Annotated in this window: 18 protein-coding genes; 11 read left to right on the forward strand and 7 right to left on the reverse strand. The window is 57.8% G+C overall.

Features of this window, described 5'->3' with window-relative positions:
• Positions 1-418 precede the first annotated feature (418 nt).
• Together CSE6_RS20540 and CSE6_RS20545 are read right to left on the reverse strand one after the other, a co-directional pair.
• Positions 419-592, reverse strand: a complete 174-nt coding sequence (locus CSE6_RS20540) for a GNAT family N-acetyltransferase (protein WP_152668609.1) — start codon at positions 590-592, stop codon at positions 419-421.
• Positions 593-600: 8 nt separating this feature from the next.
• Positions 601-1641 (reverse strand): AraC family transcriptional regulator, encoded by a 1041-nt coding sequence (locus CSE6_RS20545; RefSeq protein ID WP_059441326.1) that lies wholly within the window; start codon positions 1639-1641, stop codon positions 601-603.
• Positions 1642-1773: 132 nt separating this feature from the next.
• Between CSE6_RS20545 and CSE6_RS20550 the strand changes: the two genes are divergently transcribed.
• The 4 genes from CSE6_RS20550 to CSE6_RS20565 all read left to right on the forward strand — a co-directional run bounded on the left by CSE6_RS20550 (position 1774) and on the right by CSE6_RS20565 (position 7158).
• Entirely contained in the window at positions 1774-2733 is a 960-nt protein-coding gene (locus tag CSE6_RS20550; RefSeq protein WP_080746862.1) for an alpha/beta hydrolase, read from the forward strand.
• A 259-nt stretch (positions 2734-2992) separates the two neighbouring features.
• On the forward strand, positions 2993-3352 hold the full coding sequence (locus CSE6_RS20555; RefSeq protein ID WP_034398669.1) for a DUF2946 family protein: 360 nt from the start codon (positions 2993-2995) through the stop codon (positions 3350-3352).
• Positions 3353-3442: 90 nt separating this feature from the next.
• Positions 3443-5629, forward strand: a complete 2187-nt coding sequence (locus tag CSE6_RS20560; protein WP_059441328.1) for a TonB-dependent siderophore receptor — start codon at positions 3443-3445, stop codon at positions 5627-5629.
• Positions 5630-5640: 11 nt separating this feature from the next.
• Positions 5641-7158, forward strand: coding sequence for a PepSY domain-containing protein (locus CSE6_RS20565; RefSeq protein ID WP_059441329.1), 1518 nt, complete (start codon positions 5641-5643; stop codon positions 7156-7158).
• A gap of 112 nt (positions 7159-7270) precedes the next feature.
• On the opposite strand, the gene CSE6_RS20570 is transcribed toward CSE6_RS20565, so the two are convergent.
• Positions 7271-7900: a TetR/AcrR family transcriptional regulator gene (locus CSE6_RS20570; protein ID WP_193751151.1), complete on the reverse strand. Its 630-nt coding sequence runs from the start codon at positions 7898-7900 to the stop codon at positions 7271-7273.
• Between the two features lie 86 nt (positions 7901-7986).
• Between CSE6_RS20570 and CSE6_RS20575 the strand changes: the two genes are divergently transcribed.
• Together CSE6_RS20575 and CSE6_RS20580 are read left to right on the forward strand one after the other, a co-directional pair.
• Positions 7987-8223 carry a hypothetical protein gene (locus CSE6_RS20575; protein ID WP_059441331.1) on the forward strand — a complete coding sequence of 79 codons (237 nt, stop codon included), beginning with the start codon at positions 7987-7989 and terminating at the stop codon, positions 8221-8223.
• On the forward strand, positions 8216-8953 hold the full coding sequence (locus CSE6_RS20580) for a siderophore-interacting protein (protein ID WP_034359119.1): 738 nt from the start codon (positions 8216-8218) through the stop codon (positions 8951-8953). Before CSE6_RS20575 ends, CSE6_RS20580 begins: the two co-directional genes overlap by 8 nt.
• Before the next feature lie 247 nt (positions 8954-9200).
• Here the strand turns inward: CSE6_RS20580 and CSE6_RS20585 are convergent, their stop codons facing one another.
• The gene (locus tag CSE6_RS20585; RefSeq protein WP_034359117.1) at positions 9201-9452 is read right to left on the reverse strand and encodes a hypothetical protein; all 252 of its coding nucleotides are present in this window, start codon (positions 9450-9452) and stop codon (positions 9201-9203) included.
• A 396-nt stretch (positions 9453-9848) separates the two neighbouring features.
• On the opposite strand from CSE6_RS20585, the gene CSE6_RS20590 reads away from it, so the two are divergent.
• From CSE6_RS20590 to CSE6_RS26190, 3 genes are all read left to right on the forward strand, one after another.
• Entirely contained in the window at positions 9849-10712 is an 864-nt protein-coding gene (locus tag CSE6_RS20590; RefSeq protein ID WP_059441332.1) for a DMT family transporter, read from the forward strand.
• A 211-nt stretch (positions 10713-10923) separates the two neighbouring features.
• Positions 10924-11232: a hypothetical protein gene (locus tag CSE6_RS26185; protein ID WP_156160288.1), complete on the forward strand. Its 309-nt coding sequence runs from the start codon at positions 10924-10926 to the stop codon at positions 11230-11232.
• A gap of 471 nt (positions 11233-11703) precedes the next feature.
• Positions 11704-11871 carry a hypothetical protein gene (locus tag CSE6_RS26190; protein ID WP_165570883.1) on the forward strand — a complete coding sequence of 56 codons (168 nt, stop codon included), beginning with the start codon at positions 11704-11706 and terminating at the stop codon, positions 11869-11871.
• A 115-nt stretch (positions 11872-11986) separates the two neighbouring features.
• Here CSE6_RS26190 and CSE6_RS20600 read toward each other — a convergent pair whose 3' ends face one another.
• Complete coding sequence (locus CSE6_RS20600; protein WP_012838488.1) at positions 11987-12739, reverse strand: SDR family oxidoreductase; 753 nt, start codon at positions 12737-12739, stop codon at positions 11987-11989.
• Between the two features lie 202 nt (positions 12740-12941).
• On the reverse strand, positions 12942-13124 hold the full coding sequence (locus CSE6_RS20605; RefSeq protein WP_012838487.1) for a hypothetical protein: 183 nt from the start codon (positions 13122-13124) through the stop codon (positions 12942-12944).
• Positions 13125-13409: 285 nt separating this feature from the next.
• On the opposite strand from CSE6_RS20605, the gene CSE6_RS20610 reads away from it, so the two are divergent.
• Complete coding sequence (locus CSE6_RS20610) at positions 13410-13628, forward strand: hypothetical protein (protein ID WP_003064031.1); 219 nt, start codon at positions 13410-13412, stop codon at positions 13626-13628.
• Between the two features lie 713 nt (positions 13629-14341).
• Here CSE6_RS20610 and CSE6_RS20615 read toward each other — a convergent pair.
• Positions 14342-14878, reverse strand: coding sequence for an isoprenylcysteine carboxylmethyltransferase family protein (locus CSE6_RS20615; protein ID WP_083994773.1), 537 nt, complete (start codon positions 14876-14878; stop codon positions 14342-14344).
• Between the two features lie 797 nt (positions 14879-15675).
• On the opposite strand from CSE6_RS20615, the gene CSE6_RS20620 reads away from it, so the two are divergent.
• Positions 15676-17319, forward strand: a complete 1644-nt coding sequence (locus tag CSE6_RS20620) for a ShlB/FhaC/HecB family hemolysin secretion/activation protein (protein ID WP_370545720.1) — start codon at positions 15676-15678, stop codon at positions 17317-17319.
• Position 17320: the final 1 nt, after the last annotated feature.

A 17320-nucleotide genomic window follows, 5' to 3' on the forward strand; every position in this document is an offset into this window, starting at 1 on the left:
CAGCCACAGCCTGGAGATTGGCGGATGGGTGGCTCTGTGGCGTCCTATGGAGATGTTTCTATACGATTGGTGGCCCATTCTTGGCGACAAGATCTTTTATCGACGCCTCGCCAGAATGCCTGTCCAAATTAAATACTCTGCATAAATCGGACCTCGGGCAGGCATTTTCAGAATGGGCTGCTAAAGATGCACATCGCTGAGAGTGCGTCGCAAGCATCGCGATTTGAAGCAGCTAATCACTGCATTGCTCTTGTACGCACGCACCCGCGTTGTCGCGGAAATAGGAAGTGGCTGGCCTTTCTACAGGCTCTTATCGGCTTGATGATGGCGACATTCGTCCTATCAGGGCGGCAACTGATTGCTCCACGAGGCCTAAAGGAGCGGGAGACGCTTGGCTTCCGTACCCCCGCTGAGATGTTCAGCGCATCAAGCCGGTGAGTCCAATGAATGTTGCGGTAGCTTTTTCTTCCACTGCCCAAACTCCCCAACCTTGCTGCTTGATGAGTTCGCGACAGTATTGCGCCATGGCATTGCTCTGCTCCACCGAAAGTGTGGCGGGAAAAAAGCGCATGGTCTCTGCGTCGGCATTCATGCGCGCTATCAATGCTTGCTACTTGAGATTTCTTGGCCGCGCATTTGCTCGGTTGCATTCGTGGGGGAAAAACCCGTCCATCGTTTATATGCTTGCGAGAACGCGGATACATCACTGTAGCCAAGCCTCGCGGCAATTTCTGCAACGGATAGCTCGGAGCCAATCAGCAGCTTGTCGGCTCGTGCTCTGCGAACCTCTTCGTGTAGTTTCCGAAACGAGAGTCCTTCGTCATGAAGCCTGCGTTTGAGCGATCTCTCGCTTACGTGAAGCCAGCCGGCAACTTGCTGCAGGTTTGCCGACGATCCATCAGGTTGTGCCGCCAGCATTTCTCGAAGTAGCGTTCCAGTCGAAAGCGATGTGCGACGTTTGGTCATGAGGTCTTCGCACATGCGGACACACATGGCATACGTTGCCGCACTGGCTTGAGGCAGGGCTTGAGCCATAGTTGCCTGTGTTACGCGTAGTTCGTTGCTTTGCGATCCCCACTCGATCCGTACGCCGCCGATTGCGTACGGCATATGCGGCGACCGTTTCATGCTGAGACTGAGAGCTTCCAGTTGCGTGTCTGCCCCCAGGACATCCAGCATTAGACGGCAGGTCGCGCCTACGGCGCGTTGCACTGCAAACTCGCGCAATGCTGGCTCAAGCGCAGGCGATGCAACGAATTTCAGCCGATGCATCCCGTCTGAGCGCTCATGCTCCAGCATAGCGAGTGCAAAGGTCAGGGAGAGGAAACGGTGCGCAAGCAGGAGGGCGTCCAGACCGCTTGCAGCACTAAGCATTCCAAGGCCAAGAATTCCATAGGCCGTAGCGTGGTAGCGCATGCCGACAAGCAGTCCCAGGCCTGGCTCGTCCGGGATGAGAGTGAGCAGGTTTCGAATGACGGCTACTTCTTGTGCTGGATCGATGCTGATCTCTGCGTCAGCCAGCCGTTCCTGGGTCAAACCGGAGCCCTGGAGCAGATCCCGCGCTCTCAGACCGCGCTTTGCTCCTGCTTCGAGCAGCAACTGAACACTTGCCGGACTGCGCGTGAAATCCCAGAACTGCATGAATCTTCCCCAGACTATTGGCCTGAAGGATAAAGCAGTTGGCCCGATTCAACCTTCTGCCAAGTGATCGCAACTCCTAAAGTGAAAACAACGCGACGCAATCCGCAGCGCGTATCGATCACGGAGACTTCCATGAGCATGTACGCTGACCAACCCATCTGGCGAGAAATCCAGTCTTTCCTTCCTGAGCGCTATCGGATCCCCTTGAGCGAGGAGCCCTCCGAGTCTTTCTGGGACTGGCACAGTGATCGAATTCACATCGATGCGTACCGCAATCCGAACGCCTCGGTAAGGGTTATTCTGATGCACGGAGTCGGGACAAATGGTCGTCAGATGATGACGATTCTTGGTCGCCCGCTGGCTCAACGCGGTTACGAAACCATCGCTGCGGATATGCCTGGCTACGGTTTGACCGAAGTAGGGGAGGGTCACGTCGTCACTTACGACGATTGGGTCCAATGCGGTAGCGACCTGATTGACAGAGAACTGGCGCGTGACAGTCGCCCCATCGTTTTGTATGGCCTCTCTGCCGGCGGCATGCTCACCTATAACGTCGCGTCCCGAAACCGCAAGGTCAAGGGTATCGCAGGAATGACGTTTCTTGATAACCGGGACCGGCGGGTGCGGGACGAGACAGCGAAAAATCTGATTGTCAGTCGCGTAGGAGCTCCGCTCATGAGCAAGTTGGCCAATACGCCATTGGCAAAGATGAGGATGCCGATGAGCCAGGCAGGAAAAATGAGCGCGCTGTGCAACAGCGATGCGGCCATGAAAGTTTTCATGCGCGATAAAACCTCCGCTGCAAATGCCGTGTCCATCGCATTCCTTGATTCCTACATGTCGCATGTGCCCGAAGTCGAACCAGCTGACTTCAATGTCTGCCCTGTCTTGCTGACGCAGCCAGCCGATGATCGCTGGACTCCTCTGGAGCTAAGCGAGCCTGTAATCGGCCGAATCGGCAAGGTACCGGTTCGGACCATCATGCTGGAGAACGCGGGGCACTATCCGATCGAGGAGCCGGGTCTGTCGCAAATGGTCGACGCAATCGATGATTTCTTCCGTGAAGTCACCGGCACCGAGAAGGTGCGCTGAGTTCGGCATCCTTTCAGGCAGTGCGGCTCGCCCTGTAAATAAAGCTCAGCCCATGAATGTCTGCCTCCGGGATCCGGGCACGGTCGGCTGCTTGGCGGAGCAGAAGCTTTGCAACGGTCACCATCGCTCAAAACTGCGATTTTTCCGTTGCAAGCCCTCTCGGGGACGCGACCGCACACGGCTGCATCTCCTCGATAGCGCGAAGTAGCGAGAAATCGACAAGTCTCGGCCTTCGTCGTAGGCCTCATAATGCGCAACCATGCAAGCGCTGCGTAACTCCCTGTCACTGACCCGCCTGGTTCTGGCGTGGTTCATGCTGACGTTGAGTATTGCAATGGCTTCGCCCATAGTGCATCCAAAAGCCATCGAGGTGGTCTGTACCTCAAGTGGCAGCATGCAGGTGATCATGCTTGATGAGGACGGCCAGGCCGCGCCAGGGCTTCATCATTCGTTGGACTGTCCCTTGTGTCTGACCATCACGACACCGCCGAGCTATTCATCACCGCATCTTGAGCAGCCACAGCCGCTCGGCTTGGCGCTACAGCCTGTAGTTTCAGCGCGCATTGCCGCGCTGGTGGGGGCACCTCTGCCCCCGCGAGGGCCGCCAACGCTCGTGTAAGTCCACTGTGCCGCCAATCGATGGCGGATACAGCCTATCGCCGTCGGGCCCAGTCCTGCACGGCCGATCTCACTTGCACGCAGATAGTTCATGACCCATCCCTCTTATGGCGCGATGCCCAATGGCAACGCGAGTTCTCTTTCGCTCGCCTTCTTTCAACGCAACAGCGTGGCCCTGGCTGTGGCCCATCTGTCATTGGCCGTTCCTCTTGCAGTAGCGAGCTCTGCCAGTTGGGCGCAAGCGGACGTCACCCTGGACACGGTTACCGTACGTTCATCCGGGGACACTCCTTTGGAGCGTCCAGTGGGCACCGGCAGCCGACTCGACCTCAATGCACGCGACACTCCGGCCAGTGTCGAGGTGACCACGCGCGAGCAACTGGAAGCTCGCGGCGACACTTCTCTGGTTGACGCAATCACGCGATCTACCGGCATCACCAGTCTGGGACATCCGGGCAACAGTGGCAGCGCGCTCTCGGTACGAGGTTTCACGGACTCCACCTCGGTCATGCGTCTATACGACGGTACGCGCCAATACGGGGGAGTCGGCGTGAGTTTTCCCTTCGACACCTGGTCTATCGACCGCATAGAAGTGCTGCGCGGACCCGCATCCGTAATCTACGGTGACGGCGCTATTGGCGGCGTGGTCAACGTGATCCCCAAAAAGCCCACGCGCGGACCTGTTCAAAATGAAGTCCAGGCCACGCTGGGGACCAGAGGCAAACGTGCATTGGCCTTCGGCAGCGCAGGCGCGATCAATGAGCAATGGTCCTATCGACTGGATGTCAGTGGCGACCAATCGGATGGCTGGGTGGATCGTGGCGATTCCAGCAATCGGACGATCTCCGGCGCTCTGCGCTGGGATGTGACACCTGACTTCAACGTGCAACTCTCGCACGCACAGGGCCGGCAAAAGCCGATGCGTTACTTCGGTACACCGCTGGTCAACGGAGTACAAGACCCGGCGCTCCGAGAGCGCAACTACAACGTTGCCGACAGCCGCATCCAGTTCAAGGATCGCTGGACCGAACTGGCTGCTCAGTGGGCCCCCGGCAGCAATGTCGTCGTACGAAGCAAGCTCTATCACATTGGCAGCGACCGCTATTGGCGCAATGCCGAAGCGTACCGGTACAACGCCACTACGGGATTGATTGACCGCTCGGACAACACCGAGATCGGTCACGACCAGACGCAGACAGGCAACACCACGGATGTGAGCTTCCATGGCAGCTTGCTCGGACGTCCAAACCAGCTCTCCGTGGGCTTCGACGTGAACCGCGCATCGTTTCAGCACACCAATAACACTTACACCGGCAGCTCCGGTTCGGTCGACCCCTACAACCCCGTCCCGGGCTACTACAGCAGCTCCGTACCCTTCATTCCCCGCTATCAAAACAAGGCCGAGCAATATGCGCTGTTTGCGGAAGATCGGCTTGAACTGACGGATCGCTGGTCTGTCGTGGCGGGCACGCGCTTCGACCATGCGGACCTATCGCGCCAGGATCTGGTGGCGGGCAATCAGGCTTTCAAACGCAGCTACTCCAACACTGGTTGGCGACTTGGCTCGGTCTACAAGCTAAGTCCTCAACTGTCCCTGTATGCGCAGGCATCCAAGGCCGCAGATCCGGTGAGCGGCCTGCTGATGCTGTCGGCGGCTAATTCCGCCTTCGACGTATCGAGCGGCAAACAGTTTGAGGTCGGTATCAAGCAATCCTTCTGGGACGGCAAGGGGGACTGGACGCTTGCGGCGTATTCCATCACCAAAAACAACTTATTGACGCGAGACCCAGCAAACCCCGCTTTGCGCATACAGGTTGGCGAACGCTCCTCCAAGGGCATCGAGGGCACCCTGTCGATGCAAGTCAGCAAGGCAGTGCAGATTGATGCCAACTTTGCGCTGCTCAAGGCTCGCTATGAGGATTTCAGCGAGTCCGTGGGCGGCATCGTTGTTTCACGAAATGGCAATATTCCCACCGACGTGCCGGAGCGTGTCGCCAATGTTTGGGTGAGCTGGAAAGTCGTGCCTGACTGGACGCTGTCCGGCGGCCTTCGCCATGTGGGCAAGCGCTATGCAGACAATGCGAACACCTTGAAACTGCCTGCCTACACCACGGCAGACCTGGCGCTGCAATGGAAGGCAACCAAGGCCACCACGTTCACGCTGCGCGGCTTCAACATCTTCGACAAGCACTACTTCACGACCTCCTACTACACCAACACGCAGTGGCTCGTCGGGGAAGGGCGACGTGTTGAGCTGACACTGAACCATCGCTTCTGAGCGCGCCGCCGATGTGGACTTCCGCCCAAGCCAAGCGGCTTGTGTTTCTGGTGCATCGATGGACCGGGGTGGGTGCATGCGTGCTGATGGCGCTCTGGCTCTTCAGCGGAGTGGTGATGCTCTTTGTCGGCTACCCCAAACTGTTGCCGACGGAGCGCCTGCAGGCATTGCCTTCCCTGAGCACTGGCCAGAGCTACCTGCCTGTTGAGGCAGCTCTGAAGCAAAGCCAGTCTGCCGACAAGGTGCAGCAGATTCTGCTCACCACTATTGCGGGCCGCCCCAGCTACCGGCTCAAGGAGGCGGACGGCACGCTGCGGGTGGTTGATGCGGACACGGGCGTTGTTGCGCAGTTGCCCGACGACGCAGCGGCCTTGCGCAGTGCCAAGGCCTTCCTGTCCGGAGCCAATGGAGTGCTGCAAGGTCGCACGCAAGACGACCGCTGGACACACTCCGCCTCGCTCGATCCCCATCGGCCTCTCATCAAGGTCCTGATGGACGATTCCGCATCAAGCCTGTTGTACATATCGTCGACCACTGCCGAGGTGGTCATGGATGTACCGCGCCATCAACGCTACTGGAACTACGTGGGTGCCTGGCTTCACTGGGTGTATATGGTGCGTGAAGGCTCCAAAGACCCTGTGTGGAGCTGGCTGGTTATCGGGCTCTCGGCATTGGGAACCGTCTCCGCCATTGCCGGTGCCTTGGTGGGCATCTGGCGATGGCGCTTCCACGGTCGCTACAAATCCGGAGCCAGGACGCCGTACCGGGAGGTCCAGATGCGCTGGCATCACATCACCGGCCTCGTATTTGGGGTGATGATGATCTGCTGGATCTTCAGCGGCCTGATGTCCATGAATCCGCTGGGGATCTTCAGCCCGCAAGGACCTCGTCCCGATCTGCGTGCCTACCAGCACGCAGGTCCAGGAAGCAATCCCTTCAGGTTCACCACGCACGAAGCGCTGACACTGCTCGGTGCCGAGGGGTTTGACACGCGCGAGGTCGAATGGAAAGTACTGGATGGGCAGCCCTATCTGCTGGCCTTCAATGGACTAGGGGAGACCCGCATCATGTCCGCAAGCCTTGCTGCGCCCCAGGTAGAGCGGGAACTTGACCGTTCAAAACTAGAACAGGCCGCGAAGAAGCTGTTCCCTTTTGCCATTCGCTCGACCACGTTGCTGAACGAGTACGACGCCTACTATTACCGTCGGGGTGAGGCTTCGATGTATTCAGCAGCGGCGCGCGATCTGCCCGTGCTCCGGATGCAATTTGAAGATCCGGGAAACACCATCGTATACATCAGCCCTTACTCAGGTGATGTTGTGCTGAGCCTGGACCAAAGGCAGCGTACAGGACGGTGGCTGTTCAATTTCCTGCACAGTTGGGACCTGCCGTGGATGCTGCGCCACGCCTGGCCGCGTGATGCCATCCTCGTTTTGCTGAGCATTGGTACGTTGGCTCTGGCACTGACCGGCATCGTGCTGGGATACAGGCGACTGAAATTGCTCATCGGGCATAAACGCCGATTTTGATCTTGGGGATGGTGCAATCGAAGAGCGTCGCCTTCATGCCAGGGCGTTAGCTGCTCCCGCGAGTACCAGGCACTGAAGCCAGCCGAGGCCGGTTGTCCCTAAAGCCCAACCTTCATGTGGTGCGCCGCGAGCCGCCACAGAGATAGCCAATCAGCATCTCCACGATGGCCTGCTCGGTCTTCTGGATCGGGTGGGGCGTTCCGGGAGGAATGACAGCGGCATGAATCAATGACTCCATGGTCCGCAACACAATCCAGGTGGCGAGATTCAGGTCTTCCTGAATGACTTCATCCCGATGCTCCTCCAGCAGCTGACGAATGCGGCAATGAATGCTTTGATCGGCCGCGCTCTGATCCGATGGAGCATCAAAGAACGGAAACTCTTTCTCCAGCACCTGGTGCAGCTCGGGAGCAACCTGATGCGCCGCCAGCCATGCATGCACGATGGCTGCCAGCCGCTCCAGCAATCCTGGCGACGTGGTGCCGGCCAGGACGGTTTCCATGGCTGCGTGCATTTCTACCGCGTGCCGTTCATGCAGGGCCGTGATCAGGGAATCCTTGTTGGGAAAGTACTGGTAGACGGAGCCGACGCTGACCCCGGCGCGTTCGGCAACCAGATTGGTATTGGTTCTTGCATAGCCGCGCTCGCTCAAAACGCGAGCCGTGGCTTCAAGAATTGCATCGACCAAGGCCCGTGAGCGGTTCTGGCGAGGGATTCGTCGTGGTTGTGGCAGGGTCGGCATAGGTCTGTCCGAACGCGAGTTTTCAATGCGAGCAATGGCTCATATTCTTTCACATATCGAGCAAATGCTCATATTTGGAGTGATCGATGTTCATTCGTTCTCATGAAGCGTTGGCAGCAGCGGCCTGTCAGCCGCCCGCCGCCAATGCATTAATCAAGCTGCTGCCAGTCACACAGGCAGTGTTCACCGGATTTCCGATCATCGGGGCGAAGTCTGTGGCGGCCCTGCTGTCTCGGGCATGGTTCGGCATCTTTGTCGCCCCATCCCTGCTGGTTGCAGTGCGGCTGCTGACCTTCTTGCCCCAGGGAGTGCGCCATGCATGAAATCGACCACAAGCCGCGCACAGCAAGAGCCGTGGGAGTCGTGCAGGCAGTTCATTCCATTACTCCACATATGCGGCGAATCACGGTGGGCGGTGACGAGATTGCAGCATTTCTTCAAGTGCAGGGAGTCGATGAACCAGCCGCCTGGGTCAAAGTCTTTCTTCCCACCGGGGAAGGGCGTGCGTACACGATACGAAGTATCGACTTCAAGGCCGGAACGCTGGATCTGGACTTTGTTCTGCATGGAACAGGATCCGGCTCCGGTCCGGCCTCTGAGTGGGCATCTCGGGCTTTGATTGGCGAACACATCGGAATCGCAGGGCCTCGCAGCGGCGGTTTCCTGCTCCCCGGCAATACACAATGGGTCATGCTGGCAGGCGATGCAACCGCTTTGCCCGGCATCCAGAGCATTGCCAGCCGTTTGCCCGCCGACATCAATGCCAAGGTCTATGCGGAAGTGCTGTCGCCAAGTGAGCATCAGCCTATCGACAGCCTGGCCAAGCTGCGCGTCCAATGGATCAATGCCCAGCCGGAACCCGGCCTGAGCCTGTGTCAGGCACTGCTGCACCGCCCCTTGCCGACAGGGCCTGGCTACATCTGGATTGCGGGAGAGTCTGCGGCCATCCGTAGCCTGAAGCATCATTACTTTCAAGAGCGAGAGCTGCCCAGGCACGGCTTGAGCGCGAAGGGATACTGGAAGTCCGGGGCGGCCGACCACCGGGAAGCGTGATGTGTTTCTCGAGTACCTGCTGTCGGCGGGGCTGATGACGGGTAGCTGCGCTCACCCGGATTCGAAGGTGAGCAAGCCGGCAAGTCCACTCAGGCGATGCCGGCGTTTGAACTCATGTCCTTGGAATCGTCGGCTGCCATCGGGCCTGGGAAGATGGTTTGGCGCCGTGATCCACCCAGCCGGCATCATGCAAGCCGCCAAAGAAAAAGCCCGCGTCATGGCGGGCAGGTCTTTGTTGCGCAACAAGTCAAGGGCGCAAGTTGACGGTCTTCGAATATCTGTCGAGGTGCTCCAGCAGGCGCTCGTAGAGCTCATCTGTCGCCATCGAGTTCAAGACCTCCGCCTTGATCTCTTCGGCGCGCTGGCTGAAGTTGTGTTGCAGATTGCTTTTTTTGTTGTCATCCAGCGTTTCGATCAGGGCAATGAGAAGTGCTTCTTGCGCCATGATCTGGCCTTTCATCATCCTCAGCTGGGCGCTTTGATTGCCTAGGAACTCCATCCAACCCTTTCTCTTTCATGATGTGTGTCAAGTTTGAGGAATTATGGTGACTGTAGCTGTCGCGGAAATTTCACCTCCCTCGTTCTCCGAGCCACAGAAAGTGCCTGGAAGTGTGCAATTGATGCACAGAGGCCGTGGTGTGGCTTGAATCCTGAATCCGGACCGCAGGCCTGCTGTTTTGGCGACCGGGGCTTTGCTCTTCTCGACATCTCGTGAAGCTGATGGCGCTTGCTGCGCCAGCCGCGTTCTTCCAGCCTGCCGGGCTGAATCTCCGATCCTCCGGTACAGGGCTGGCGCTGGCAGCAAGGCGGGGCTATCTCCATCAAGACAGCAGTTGCTTTGTTACGGACGGATGACATGGAAAAATACCGGGGTTGGTCTATCTACGAGGTTGTGATGCCCTTGTTTCACACCACTGTGTTGACTGGTCTGGCGATGCTGGCCTTTGCCGGCAACTCGCTGCTGTGCCGCCTTGCGCTCCAATCCCACTCCATTGATGCCGCGAGCTTTACGGCAGTGCGCCTAGCTTCGGGCGCGGCCATGCTGGCGCTGGTCGTGAGCCTGAAACGCGCTCCCTCTACTGGTGTTGGCAACTGGACGTCGGCGGGCTTGTTGTTCGCTTATGCGGCGTTGTTTTCCTTCGCCTACGGGAGTCTGTCGGCCGGTGTCGGTGCCTTGCTGCTTTTCGGCGCGGTGCAGGCGACGATGGTGGGCGTGGGCCTTTGTCGCGGCGAGGCACTTTCACCCCGGCAATGGGGCGGATTGGTGCTGGCTTTCGGCGGCCTGGTGGTGTTGCTGCGACCCGGACTCTCGGCTCCGCCCCTGGGAGCGGCTTTGCTCATGCTCCTGGCAGGGGTTGCCTGGGGGCTGTATTCCTTGCTCGGCAAGGGTGCAACTGATCCGATCGGCGTGACGGCAGGAAATTTCTTGCGGACGGTGCCGCTTTCGCTGCTGATGCTCGTGTTGGTGCAGGGGCAGACCTCATGGAGCACGGCAGGATTGATGTATGCGCTGTGCTCCGGAATGCTGACTTCCGGATTGGGCTACGTCGCATGGTATGCGGCGCTACCTCAGCTGAAGGCAGGGGCTGCTGCATCCATACAGCTGAGCGTTCCCTTGCTGGCCGCCATCGGTGCTGTCTCCCTGTTGGGAGAGCCCTGGACCATGCGGCTGACTCTGGCTGGTGCCGCCATACTGGGCGGTATCTCGTTGGTTGTGGTGACCCGGTCTGGCGGCAGGCCTGCCGTGGCAAAAGAGTAGTTGTGCAATCCTTTCCCTAGCGCTCTTCAGGAGCCAGGAGAGCAGTGCTTGCAGCATCTTTGTGCTGCTCGAATGTCACAGCTTGAATGCACGGGCTGGTCGATGCACAAGCTCCCATGCGCATCCCTGCCGTCGTGCCGACGAACATCGCTTTACACGGGTATCCACCGGCAGGAATAGGCTGTCAGTGCCACTTGTAGAAAGGGCTGCCATGAAAGAGCTAGTTGCACTGACTGCGTTCGCCTTGATATTGACCGGATGCGTGATGCAGAGGCCGGTCAATGGGCAAGGAATGGATCCAGGCTCCCATCAGGTTGAGAAGAATGCGGATCGGGATCTTAGAAACAACGATATTCAACAGCGAGATCGCCCGATCGACTTTGAAAACGACTGGGACCGGGATCACTTTCGTGACCGCGGAAACGAGGGCCATGAAAATCAAGGCAGCCTGTGGCCGTGGCCGGGCTCCGGATTGAGTGGCGGGCGCACCTATCCGGGAGGCCAAAGCTGGGGCTATTAGCGCAGCGTCACTCGTCAACCATCACGAAGTGCTGCAGTGCCGCAATTCGGCAGCCGGGCATGCATGCCTGGTCGGGCGAACCCATTGCGCGGCGCCTTTGCCGGGATCAGGGGAGGGCGCAGCTGCCATCCCACATAGCTGCGGCGCCCAGGCAGAAGATGAAAAAGCAGGCCGGCTTGCCGTCAAGCGGCCAGTTGGCCATTTGCATGCGTTCCCCGGATGCAGCCGGCGCGCCTACGCCAGCTGGCAGACATTGCGGGGTATGTCAGAAGAAAATTCCTCAAGATGCCGGCAGTTGTTTGCACAAAGCCGGGCTTACACATTGAAAACCCGCGCGAATTCGGTCCGTCTAAACTTCGCACATGAAAAAACTGTTTGGAGTCTCTGCCCTCGTCTTGCTGTTGTCGGGATGCTACGCGGTGGGCCCTGGATACAGCTACGGGTATAGCGATACCTACATCTATCAGCCTTATGGCGGCTCGTACTACTACGGGCGGCCTGCATATAGGCCTGGGTACTACCACCATCATCACGCGCACCGCCCACCGCACCCAGGCCACGGAGGGCATGGAAATCACCGTCCACCGCATGGAGGTCATCGCCCGGGTGGCGGCCATGGTCACGGCCATCGCTGAATGACAGGCCTCGACTGGCGCGGTCGAGCGAAGGCTGAGAAACAGATAACGCCGTGTCACCTGGTGTGACTACCGGAGGGCTCGCCGAGAGGGCTTGCCGTGGTCGGGCGGCTGCCCGGTTAGAGGTTTCCGCCCGAAATCTCGATCAGGCTACCTGTGGTGTATGGTGACTCGTCCGAGATGAGCCATACGATTGCATTGGCAACCTCCAGAGCCGTTCCTCCGCGCTTCATGGGAACGCCGGCGGCCAGGCGCCGAACCCGGTCCGGCTGTCCCCCGCTGGCATGAATATCCGTTTCAATGAGACCGGGACGGACAGCGTTGACACGGATGCCTTCCGCCGCCACTTCCTTGGCCAGCCCCAGAGTCATCACATCCACAGCACCCTTGGATGCCGCGTAGTCCACATACTGGCGTGGCGCGCCAAGTCTTGCCGCAATGCTGGACACATTCACGATGGCTCCACCATGGCCGCCATTGGCAGTGCTCATGCGATGCACCGCTTCGCGAGCGCAAAGAAAAGCGCCAATGGTGTTGATGCGAAACATTCGCTCAAGGCGCTGCAAACTGAACTCGGCCAGCGTCTGTGCCGTGTCCACAATACCTGCGTTGTTGACCAGGGCGTCCAGGCGCCCGAACTGTACATCTGCCACGGCAAAAAGACGGCGAATCTGCTCTTCGCAGCCCATATCCGCCTGAATGGCCATGGCGTGCCTGCCCATTTCCGTGATTTGCGAGACAACCGCATCGGCTGCCGTCTGGTCTGTATTGAAGCTGAGCAGTACATCCCAGCCTGCTGCTGCTGCTTGCAGCGCGGTGGCTGCGCCAATGCCTCGGCTGCCTCCGGTGATGAGCACAACTTTGTTTTTCATGGGGCTCCTTGGTGATCCATTTGATACTGCTGCGAGTCTCGTCTCCAGCTTCACGGTTCTCGATTCATCTTATCGCTGCATTTCCTCTGCGGCCTAGGCTTGATCCGGTCCAAGTGCTCATGCTTTTGTATCTCAAGGCAACAAAAAACCACCTGTGGAGGTGGTTGAAAACCAATCGCAAGGCTGGATTCAAGAGACAGGGCTACCAGTGTCGGTAGTTGTGGCGCATGCGCAGCAGTCTCTCTTCCTCCTGCTTTTTTTCCATGTCTGTGGGCTCTTGCGGGTCTAGCTGGGGCGGCGCAGGGAAATCCTTGTCCATGGAGAACAGCTCCTTGGTGGTTTCCCAGAACTTCTGGATTGGCGGGGGAATACGGCTATCTGGCATATAGACCTCCAGTCCTGGATGACGAATCAAGATTGATCGCCGAGCTCCACAGTACTCTTTTTAATAACCTTGAAGCCCTATGCAATAAGTAAAACGTCAGCTTTGGTGCATAAACAGGATGGGGGCGAACGCTAGGAAAAGCCGCGATGCCCCGTTTCCATCGGCTCTGACAAGGCTTCGGGCTGATGGCTCTTGATGCGCAGGTTCGGCAATTCAGGTGCCACAGGCTGTCCAAGACTGGCGAGCAGATGCGGCTAGCATGCAAGGCTCAACAGTGGAGCAGAAATGGAAAAGTACCGATTCAATGTGTTTGGCGACATCCTGGCCATAGAGCGCAGCAACTCGGGATGGCGCTGCTTTGCGGTGGGACTCGATGGAAAGCTTGGCCCGGTGGATCTGGTCGTTCCTCCCGAGATCACTCATGAGGAGCTGCCTCAGTACCTCTATGACATCTACCATGAGAGCGCGGCATTGTCGGATGGCGACATCTTCGAGATATCCTGAGCCTCATCCGGATGCTGCCCGCAGCTCGTCAGAGATCTATGGGGCTGCTGCCCATTGTGTCTGTGACCCATTCGCCAATCTGTTCGGCACCGGCTTCATCATTGTAAGGAGATGGCCGCCATGACTCTTCAGAAGAACCCGCTCAAAGAACCGGAGCCCAAGCCGGATCCGATTGATCCGCCCAATGATCAGCCGCCTGCAGAGCTGCCGGGCGATCCGATAGAGCAGCCCAATGTGTAGCTGCTAAAGCCCGCGAAGTGCAAGCTGTCTTCATTTGCTGGCGAGCATCCGAAGTGGGACCATGACTGCATCGATGCACTCAAGGAGAGCGGCGATGTCTACTCTCATGATTCAACTGATTGGTCTGCAACTGGTCGTCTTGCTGGTGGCCTGGGTCATTTACGAGGTCAGAGACGATTGGACGTAAAAACCGCTGCAGCAAGCCTCTGCCGCTCGATCAAGTCACTTGCTGGTGATCGAGGGCAAAGAGTCCGATGGGCAAGTGGCCTATGTGCTCCGCTGATCTGTCCGTGGCAAGCATTGGCCCCCTGCAATCTCTGGATGACCTGCCTGAATGGAGTTTTGGGCCGCGCCAACATCGATACAGCCGGGGAGCTTGCCTGAGCTTGTCTATCTGCTTGCAAGGCAGCGGTGCATGGCGCCGGATGCGCAGTCAATACCTGCCGGCGTGGCCCAGGCCGGCTCAAACCCTTCTATAGCCAGCGTCGTACCTGCCGACAATAGGCCACGAACAAGGCTCCAAATTTCGCCTGCAGCGCTCTTTCCTCTGGTCGTATCTGGAAGTGCTGAAGGTAGGCTATAAACAGCGGCACAAGCAGCAATCCTGATAGCTTGCCCAAATACATGGCGAGTGCCAGCAATAAAAGCGCAAAGCCCAGATACATCGGATTGCGTGTCACCCGATAGATCCCGTTGACCACCAGCGCTGTCGATGCTGCCGGGTTGATGGGGTTCACCGTGGTCCGGGCACGCTGAAATGCCCGAACACCGGCGAGGCAGAACGCTCCGCCCAGTGCGGCGAGCATGAGGGCCGCCATCCATGAAGCAGTGAATCTGACCGGCAGGATATCGGGCAGAAGCCACATTGCCACGGCAAACACAGCGAACAGCGCCATCGGCGGCACCCGCAGCATGAGTAAAGAGGATTTGTTCTGCGGTGGGGGTTGAGAAGTCATGCATTCAAGCCTAAAGCTTAAAGTGACTTCATGGTCAATCATGTGCTGCTGCATGACCTGGCTGCATGCCACGCCATTGAATGCAAGCGGGGCTATGACTTCTGATGCTCAAAAAAGCCCGCAATATTGCGGGCTTGCATTACCCAGATGTCGGCAGATCAGGACGTAAGCGCGGATGCATCAAACCTGGCATTCAGTTTTCGTGGCGTATGAACGCTATTGCTGAGTTTTCAGTTTCTAAAAATAAGAATTTTCTTATCTAAACCATCGACTGCTTTGATTAGCATGTTCTCTGTCGTCTGATGCTTGCTTGGGTCCATCTCCATATTTCGTCGGTGATCGCTGAGAGCGCCTTCATATTTTTGCTTGTCTCGATCAATGGGGGCGATTGATACCCCGTTTTTCAAATTTACTCAAGAGTGCATTGGCTTGCATGACATCGTGAGCGCAGGCGGGCATTGAGGCCGCTGAGTGCTTTAGTCCGGAACCCTGGCTTCAAGGGGGTTGGCAGCCGGTGGAGAAATAAAAAATTCGCCGTTAGCGAAGCTACTTCTCAATCAACTAAAAAAGTCACGAGTGAAAATTGAATTTCACACATGGACTGGCCTTGGAAAACAGTGAAATCTCTTTCTACTGCCTTGGAGGTAATTCACTGCAGAAAACTTGTTATTCATTAAATATGCTGCTGTTGTAACTTTGTATGCTGGCCATCAGCCATAAACATGGCTGTTTTCATGCGAGAAATAATGACACAAGAAATAAATAGGTCTTTTGTGAGGGAGACAACGCCTGGCAAGCGTTTTCAATTGACGTCACTATTTGTTGCCGTACTGAGCTTTGCAGCTCCTGCTATGGCGCAGCTGTCCGGTTCAGCCATTGAACAGCAGCAGTTGCAACGACAGCAAGAGCGTGAACGGGAACTGCGTGAGCGCATGGCACCCAATGCCGATACCTTGCAGCCGCGGACCAAGGCAATTGAGCTGGAGATGCCGACGAGCGAGATTCCCTGCTTTGCGCTGCACGCCCTTGAATTGACTGGAGAAAAACTTGATCAAGTGCCGTGGCTCAAGGCGGCAGCGGGTATTGATCTGAGTGCCAGGCCTTGCGTTGGGGCGAAGGGTGTCGAAGTCATCCTGGCTCGGCTGCAGCAGGCAGTGCTTGAGCATGGCTACGTGACTTCCCGGGTCATGGTGGCTCCGCAAAACCTCCAAAGCGGGGTGCTGACCGTTGTATTTATTCCCGGCGTTCTCAGGTCCATCCGGTTTACCCCGGACAGCACAGGAGACACTTCACTTATTGCAGCGCTGCCGTCCAAACCAGGAGAGCTGCTGCAACTGCGTGATATTGAGCAAGGTTTGGAAAACCTCAAGCGTGTTCCAACGGCAGATGCCGATATTCAAATCACTCCCGCCGAAGGCCCGGATGTCGAGCCCGGCCAAAGTGATTTGATGATTACTTATAAGAAAATAAACCCGCTGCGCTTTAACGTCGCTTTGGATAATGGCGGCACCAAATCCACAGGAAAAATCCAGGGCACGGGCACCGTGTCCTGGGACAACCCGCTGGGCCTGAATGATCTGATGTATTTCAGCTTCGGCGGTGGTATCGGCAATGGTGGCAACCGTGGCACTGAGACCCGTGCAGCGCAGTATTCCGTGCCTTTGGGGTACTGGCTGGCAGCCCTGTCCGGCTCCTATAACAAGTACCACCAAGGCGTGGCCGGTGCCTATCAAAACTACACCTACAGCGGCGAATCCAGCAACCTGGATTTCAAGCTAAGCCGCGTAGTGTTTCGCAATGCCTCCTCGAAGACAACGGTTGGCATCAAGGCGTTCCAGCGGACCTCCAACAACTTCATCGACGATGTGGAAATCGATGTCCAGCGCAGGCGCACCTCGGGTTTTGAGCTGAGCCTGAACCAGCGCAGCTATCTGGGCAATGCCATCCTGGATGCCAATCTGGCCTACAAGCGAGGCACAGGTGCTTTTGCGGCCTTGCACGCGCCAGAGGAGCCCTTTGGTGAAGGCACTTCGCGCATGAAGCTCTTCATTGCCGATCTGGCATTGTCCAAGCCCTTCGAGCTGGACGGCACCAAACTCAGATTCAGCAGCAACTGGCATGGCCAGTGGAACAAGACGCCGCTGACGCCGCAAGACCGCCTCGGTATCGGCGGCCGTTACACCGTGCGGGGCTTTGACGGCGAAAGCACCTTGCTGGCAGAGCGTGGCTGGTACTGGCGCAACGAACTCAGCACCCCCTTGAGCCTGGGCGCTGGGGGCAATGCCGAAGCCTTTTTGGGCCTGGATACCGGCCATGTCAGCGGGCCCTCTGCGAAGTACCTGCTGGGCCATTCATTGACCGGCGCGGCCATAGGCCTGCGCGGGGCCTGGCGCAAGCTCTCCTATGAAGTCTTTGTGGCAACGCCTGTCAAAAAGCCGGAGCACTTCCGAACCTCCCACACCAACCTGGCTCTGAGCCTGGCCTACAGCTTCTGAG

The sequence above is a fragment of the Comamonas sp. E6 genome, from assembly GCF_001010305.1.
Taxonomy (GTDB): domain Bacteria; phylum Pseudomonadota; class Gammaproteobacteria; order Burkholderiales; family Burkholderiaceae_C; genus Comamonas; species Comamonas thiooxydans.

Excerpts from the sequence above, each read along its gene's own strand:
- CSE6_RS20540 (WP_152668609.1), bottom strand. The coding sequence starts at position 592 with ATGAATGCCGACGCAGAGACCATGCGCTTTTTTCCCGCCACACTTTCG.
- CSE6_RS20545 (WP_059441326.1), bottom strand. The coding sequence starts at position 1,641 with ATGCAGTTCTGGGATTTCACGCGCAGTCCGGCAAGTGTTCAGTTGCTG.
- CSE6_RS20550 (WP_080746862.1), top strand. The coding sequence starts at position 1,774 with ATGAGCATGTACGCTGACCAACCCATCTGGCGAGAAATCCAGTCTTTC.
- CSE6_RS20555 (WP_034398669.1), top strand. The coding sequence starts at position 2,993 with ATGCAAGCGCTGCGTAACTCCCTGTCACTGACCCGCCTGGTTCTGGCG.
- CSE6_RS20560 (WP_059441328.1), top strand. The coding sequence starts at position 3,443 with ATGACCCATCCCTCTTATGGCGCGATGCCCAATGGCAACGCGAGTTCT.
- CSE6_RS20565 (WP_059441329.1), top strand. The coding sequence starts at position 5,641 with ATGTGGACTTCCGCCCAAGCCAAGCGGCTTGTGTTTCTGGTGCATCGA.
- CSE6_RS20570 (WP_193751151.1), bottom strand. The coding sequence starts at position 7,900 with ATGCCGACCCTGCCACAACCACGACGAATCCCTCGCCAGAACCGCTCA.
- CSE6_RS20575 (WP_059441331.1), top strand. The coding sequence starts at position 7,987 with ATGTTCATTCGTTCTCATGAAGCGTTGGCAGCAGCGGCCTGTCAGCCG.
- CSE6_RS20580 (WP_034359119.1), top strand. The coding sequence starts at position 8,216 with ATGCATGAAATCGACCACAAGCCGCGCACAGCAAGAGCCGTGGGAGTC.
- CSE6_RS20585 (WP_034359117.1), bottom strand. The coding sequence starts at position 9,452 with ATGGAGTTCCTAGGCAATCAAAGCGCCCAGCTGAGGATGATGAAAGGC.
- CSE6_RS20590 (WP_059441332.1), top strand. The coding sequence starts at position 9,849 with ATGCCCTTGTTTCACACCACTGTGTTGACTGGTCTGGCGATGCTGGCC.
- CSE6_RS26185 (WP_156160288.1), top strand. The coding sequence starts at position 10,924 with ATGAAAGAGCTAGTTGCACTGACTGCGTTCGCCTTGATATTGACCGGA.
- CSE6_RS26190 (WP_165570883.1), top strand. The coding sequence starts at position 11,704 with ATGGCGGCTCGTACTACTACGGGCGGCCTGCATATAGGCCTGGGTACT.
- CSE6_RS20600 (WP_012838488.1), bottom strand. The coding sequence starts at position 12,739 with ATGAAAAACAAAGTTGTGCTCATCACCGGAGGCAGCCGAGGCATTGGC.
- CSE6_RS20605 (WP_012838487.1), bottom strand. The coding sequence starts at position 13,124 with ATGCCAGATAGCCGTATTCCCCCGCCAATCCAGAAGTTCTGGGAAACC.
- CSE6_RS20610 (WP_003064031.1), top strand. The coding sequence starts at position 13,410 with ATGGAAAAGTACCGATTCAATGTGTTTGGCGACATCCTGGCCATAGAG.
- CSE6_RS20615 (WP_083994773.1), bottom strand. The coding sequence starts at position 14,878 with ATGCAGCAGCACATGATTGACCATGAAGTCACTTTAAGCTTTAGGCTT.
- CSE6_RS20620 (WP_370545720.1), top strand. The coding sequence starts at position 15,676 with ATGGCGCAGCTGTCCGGTTCAGCCATTGAACAGCAGCAGTTGCAACGA.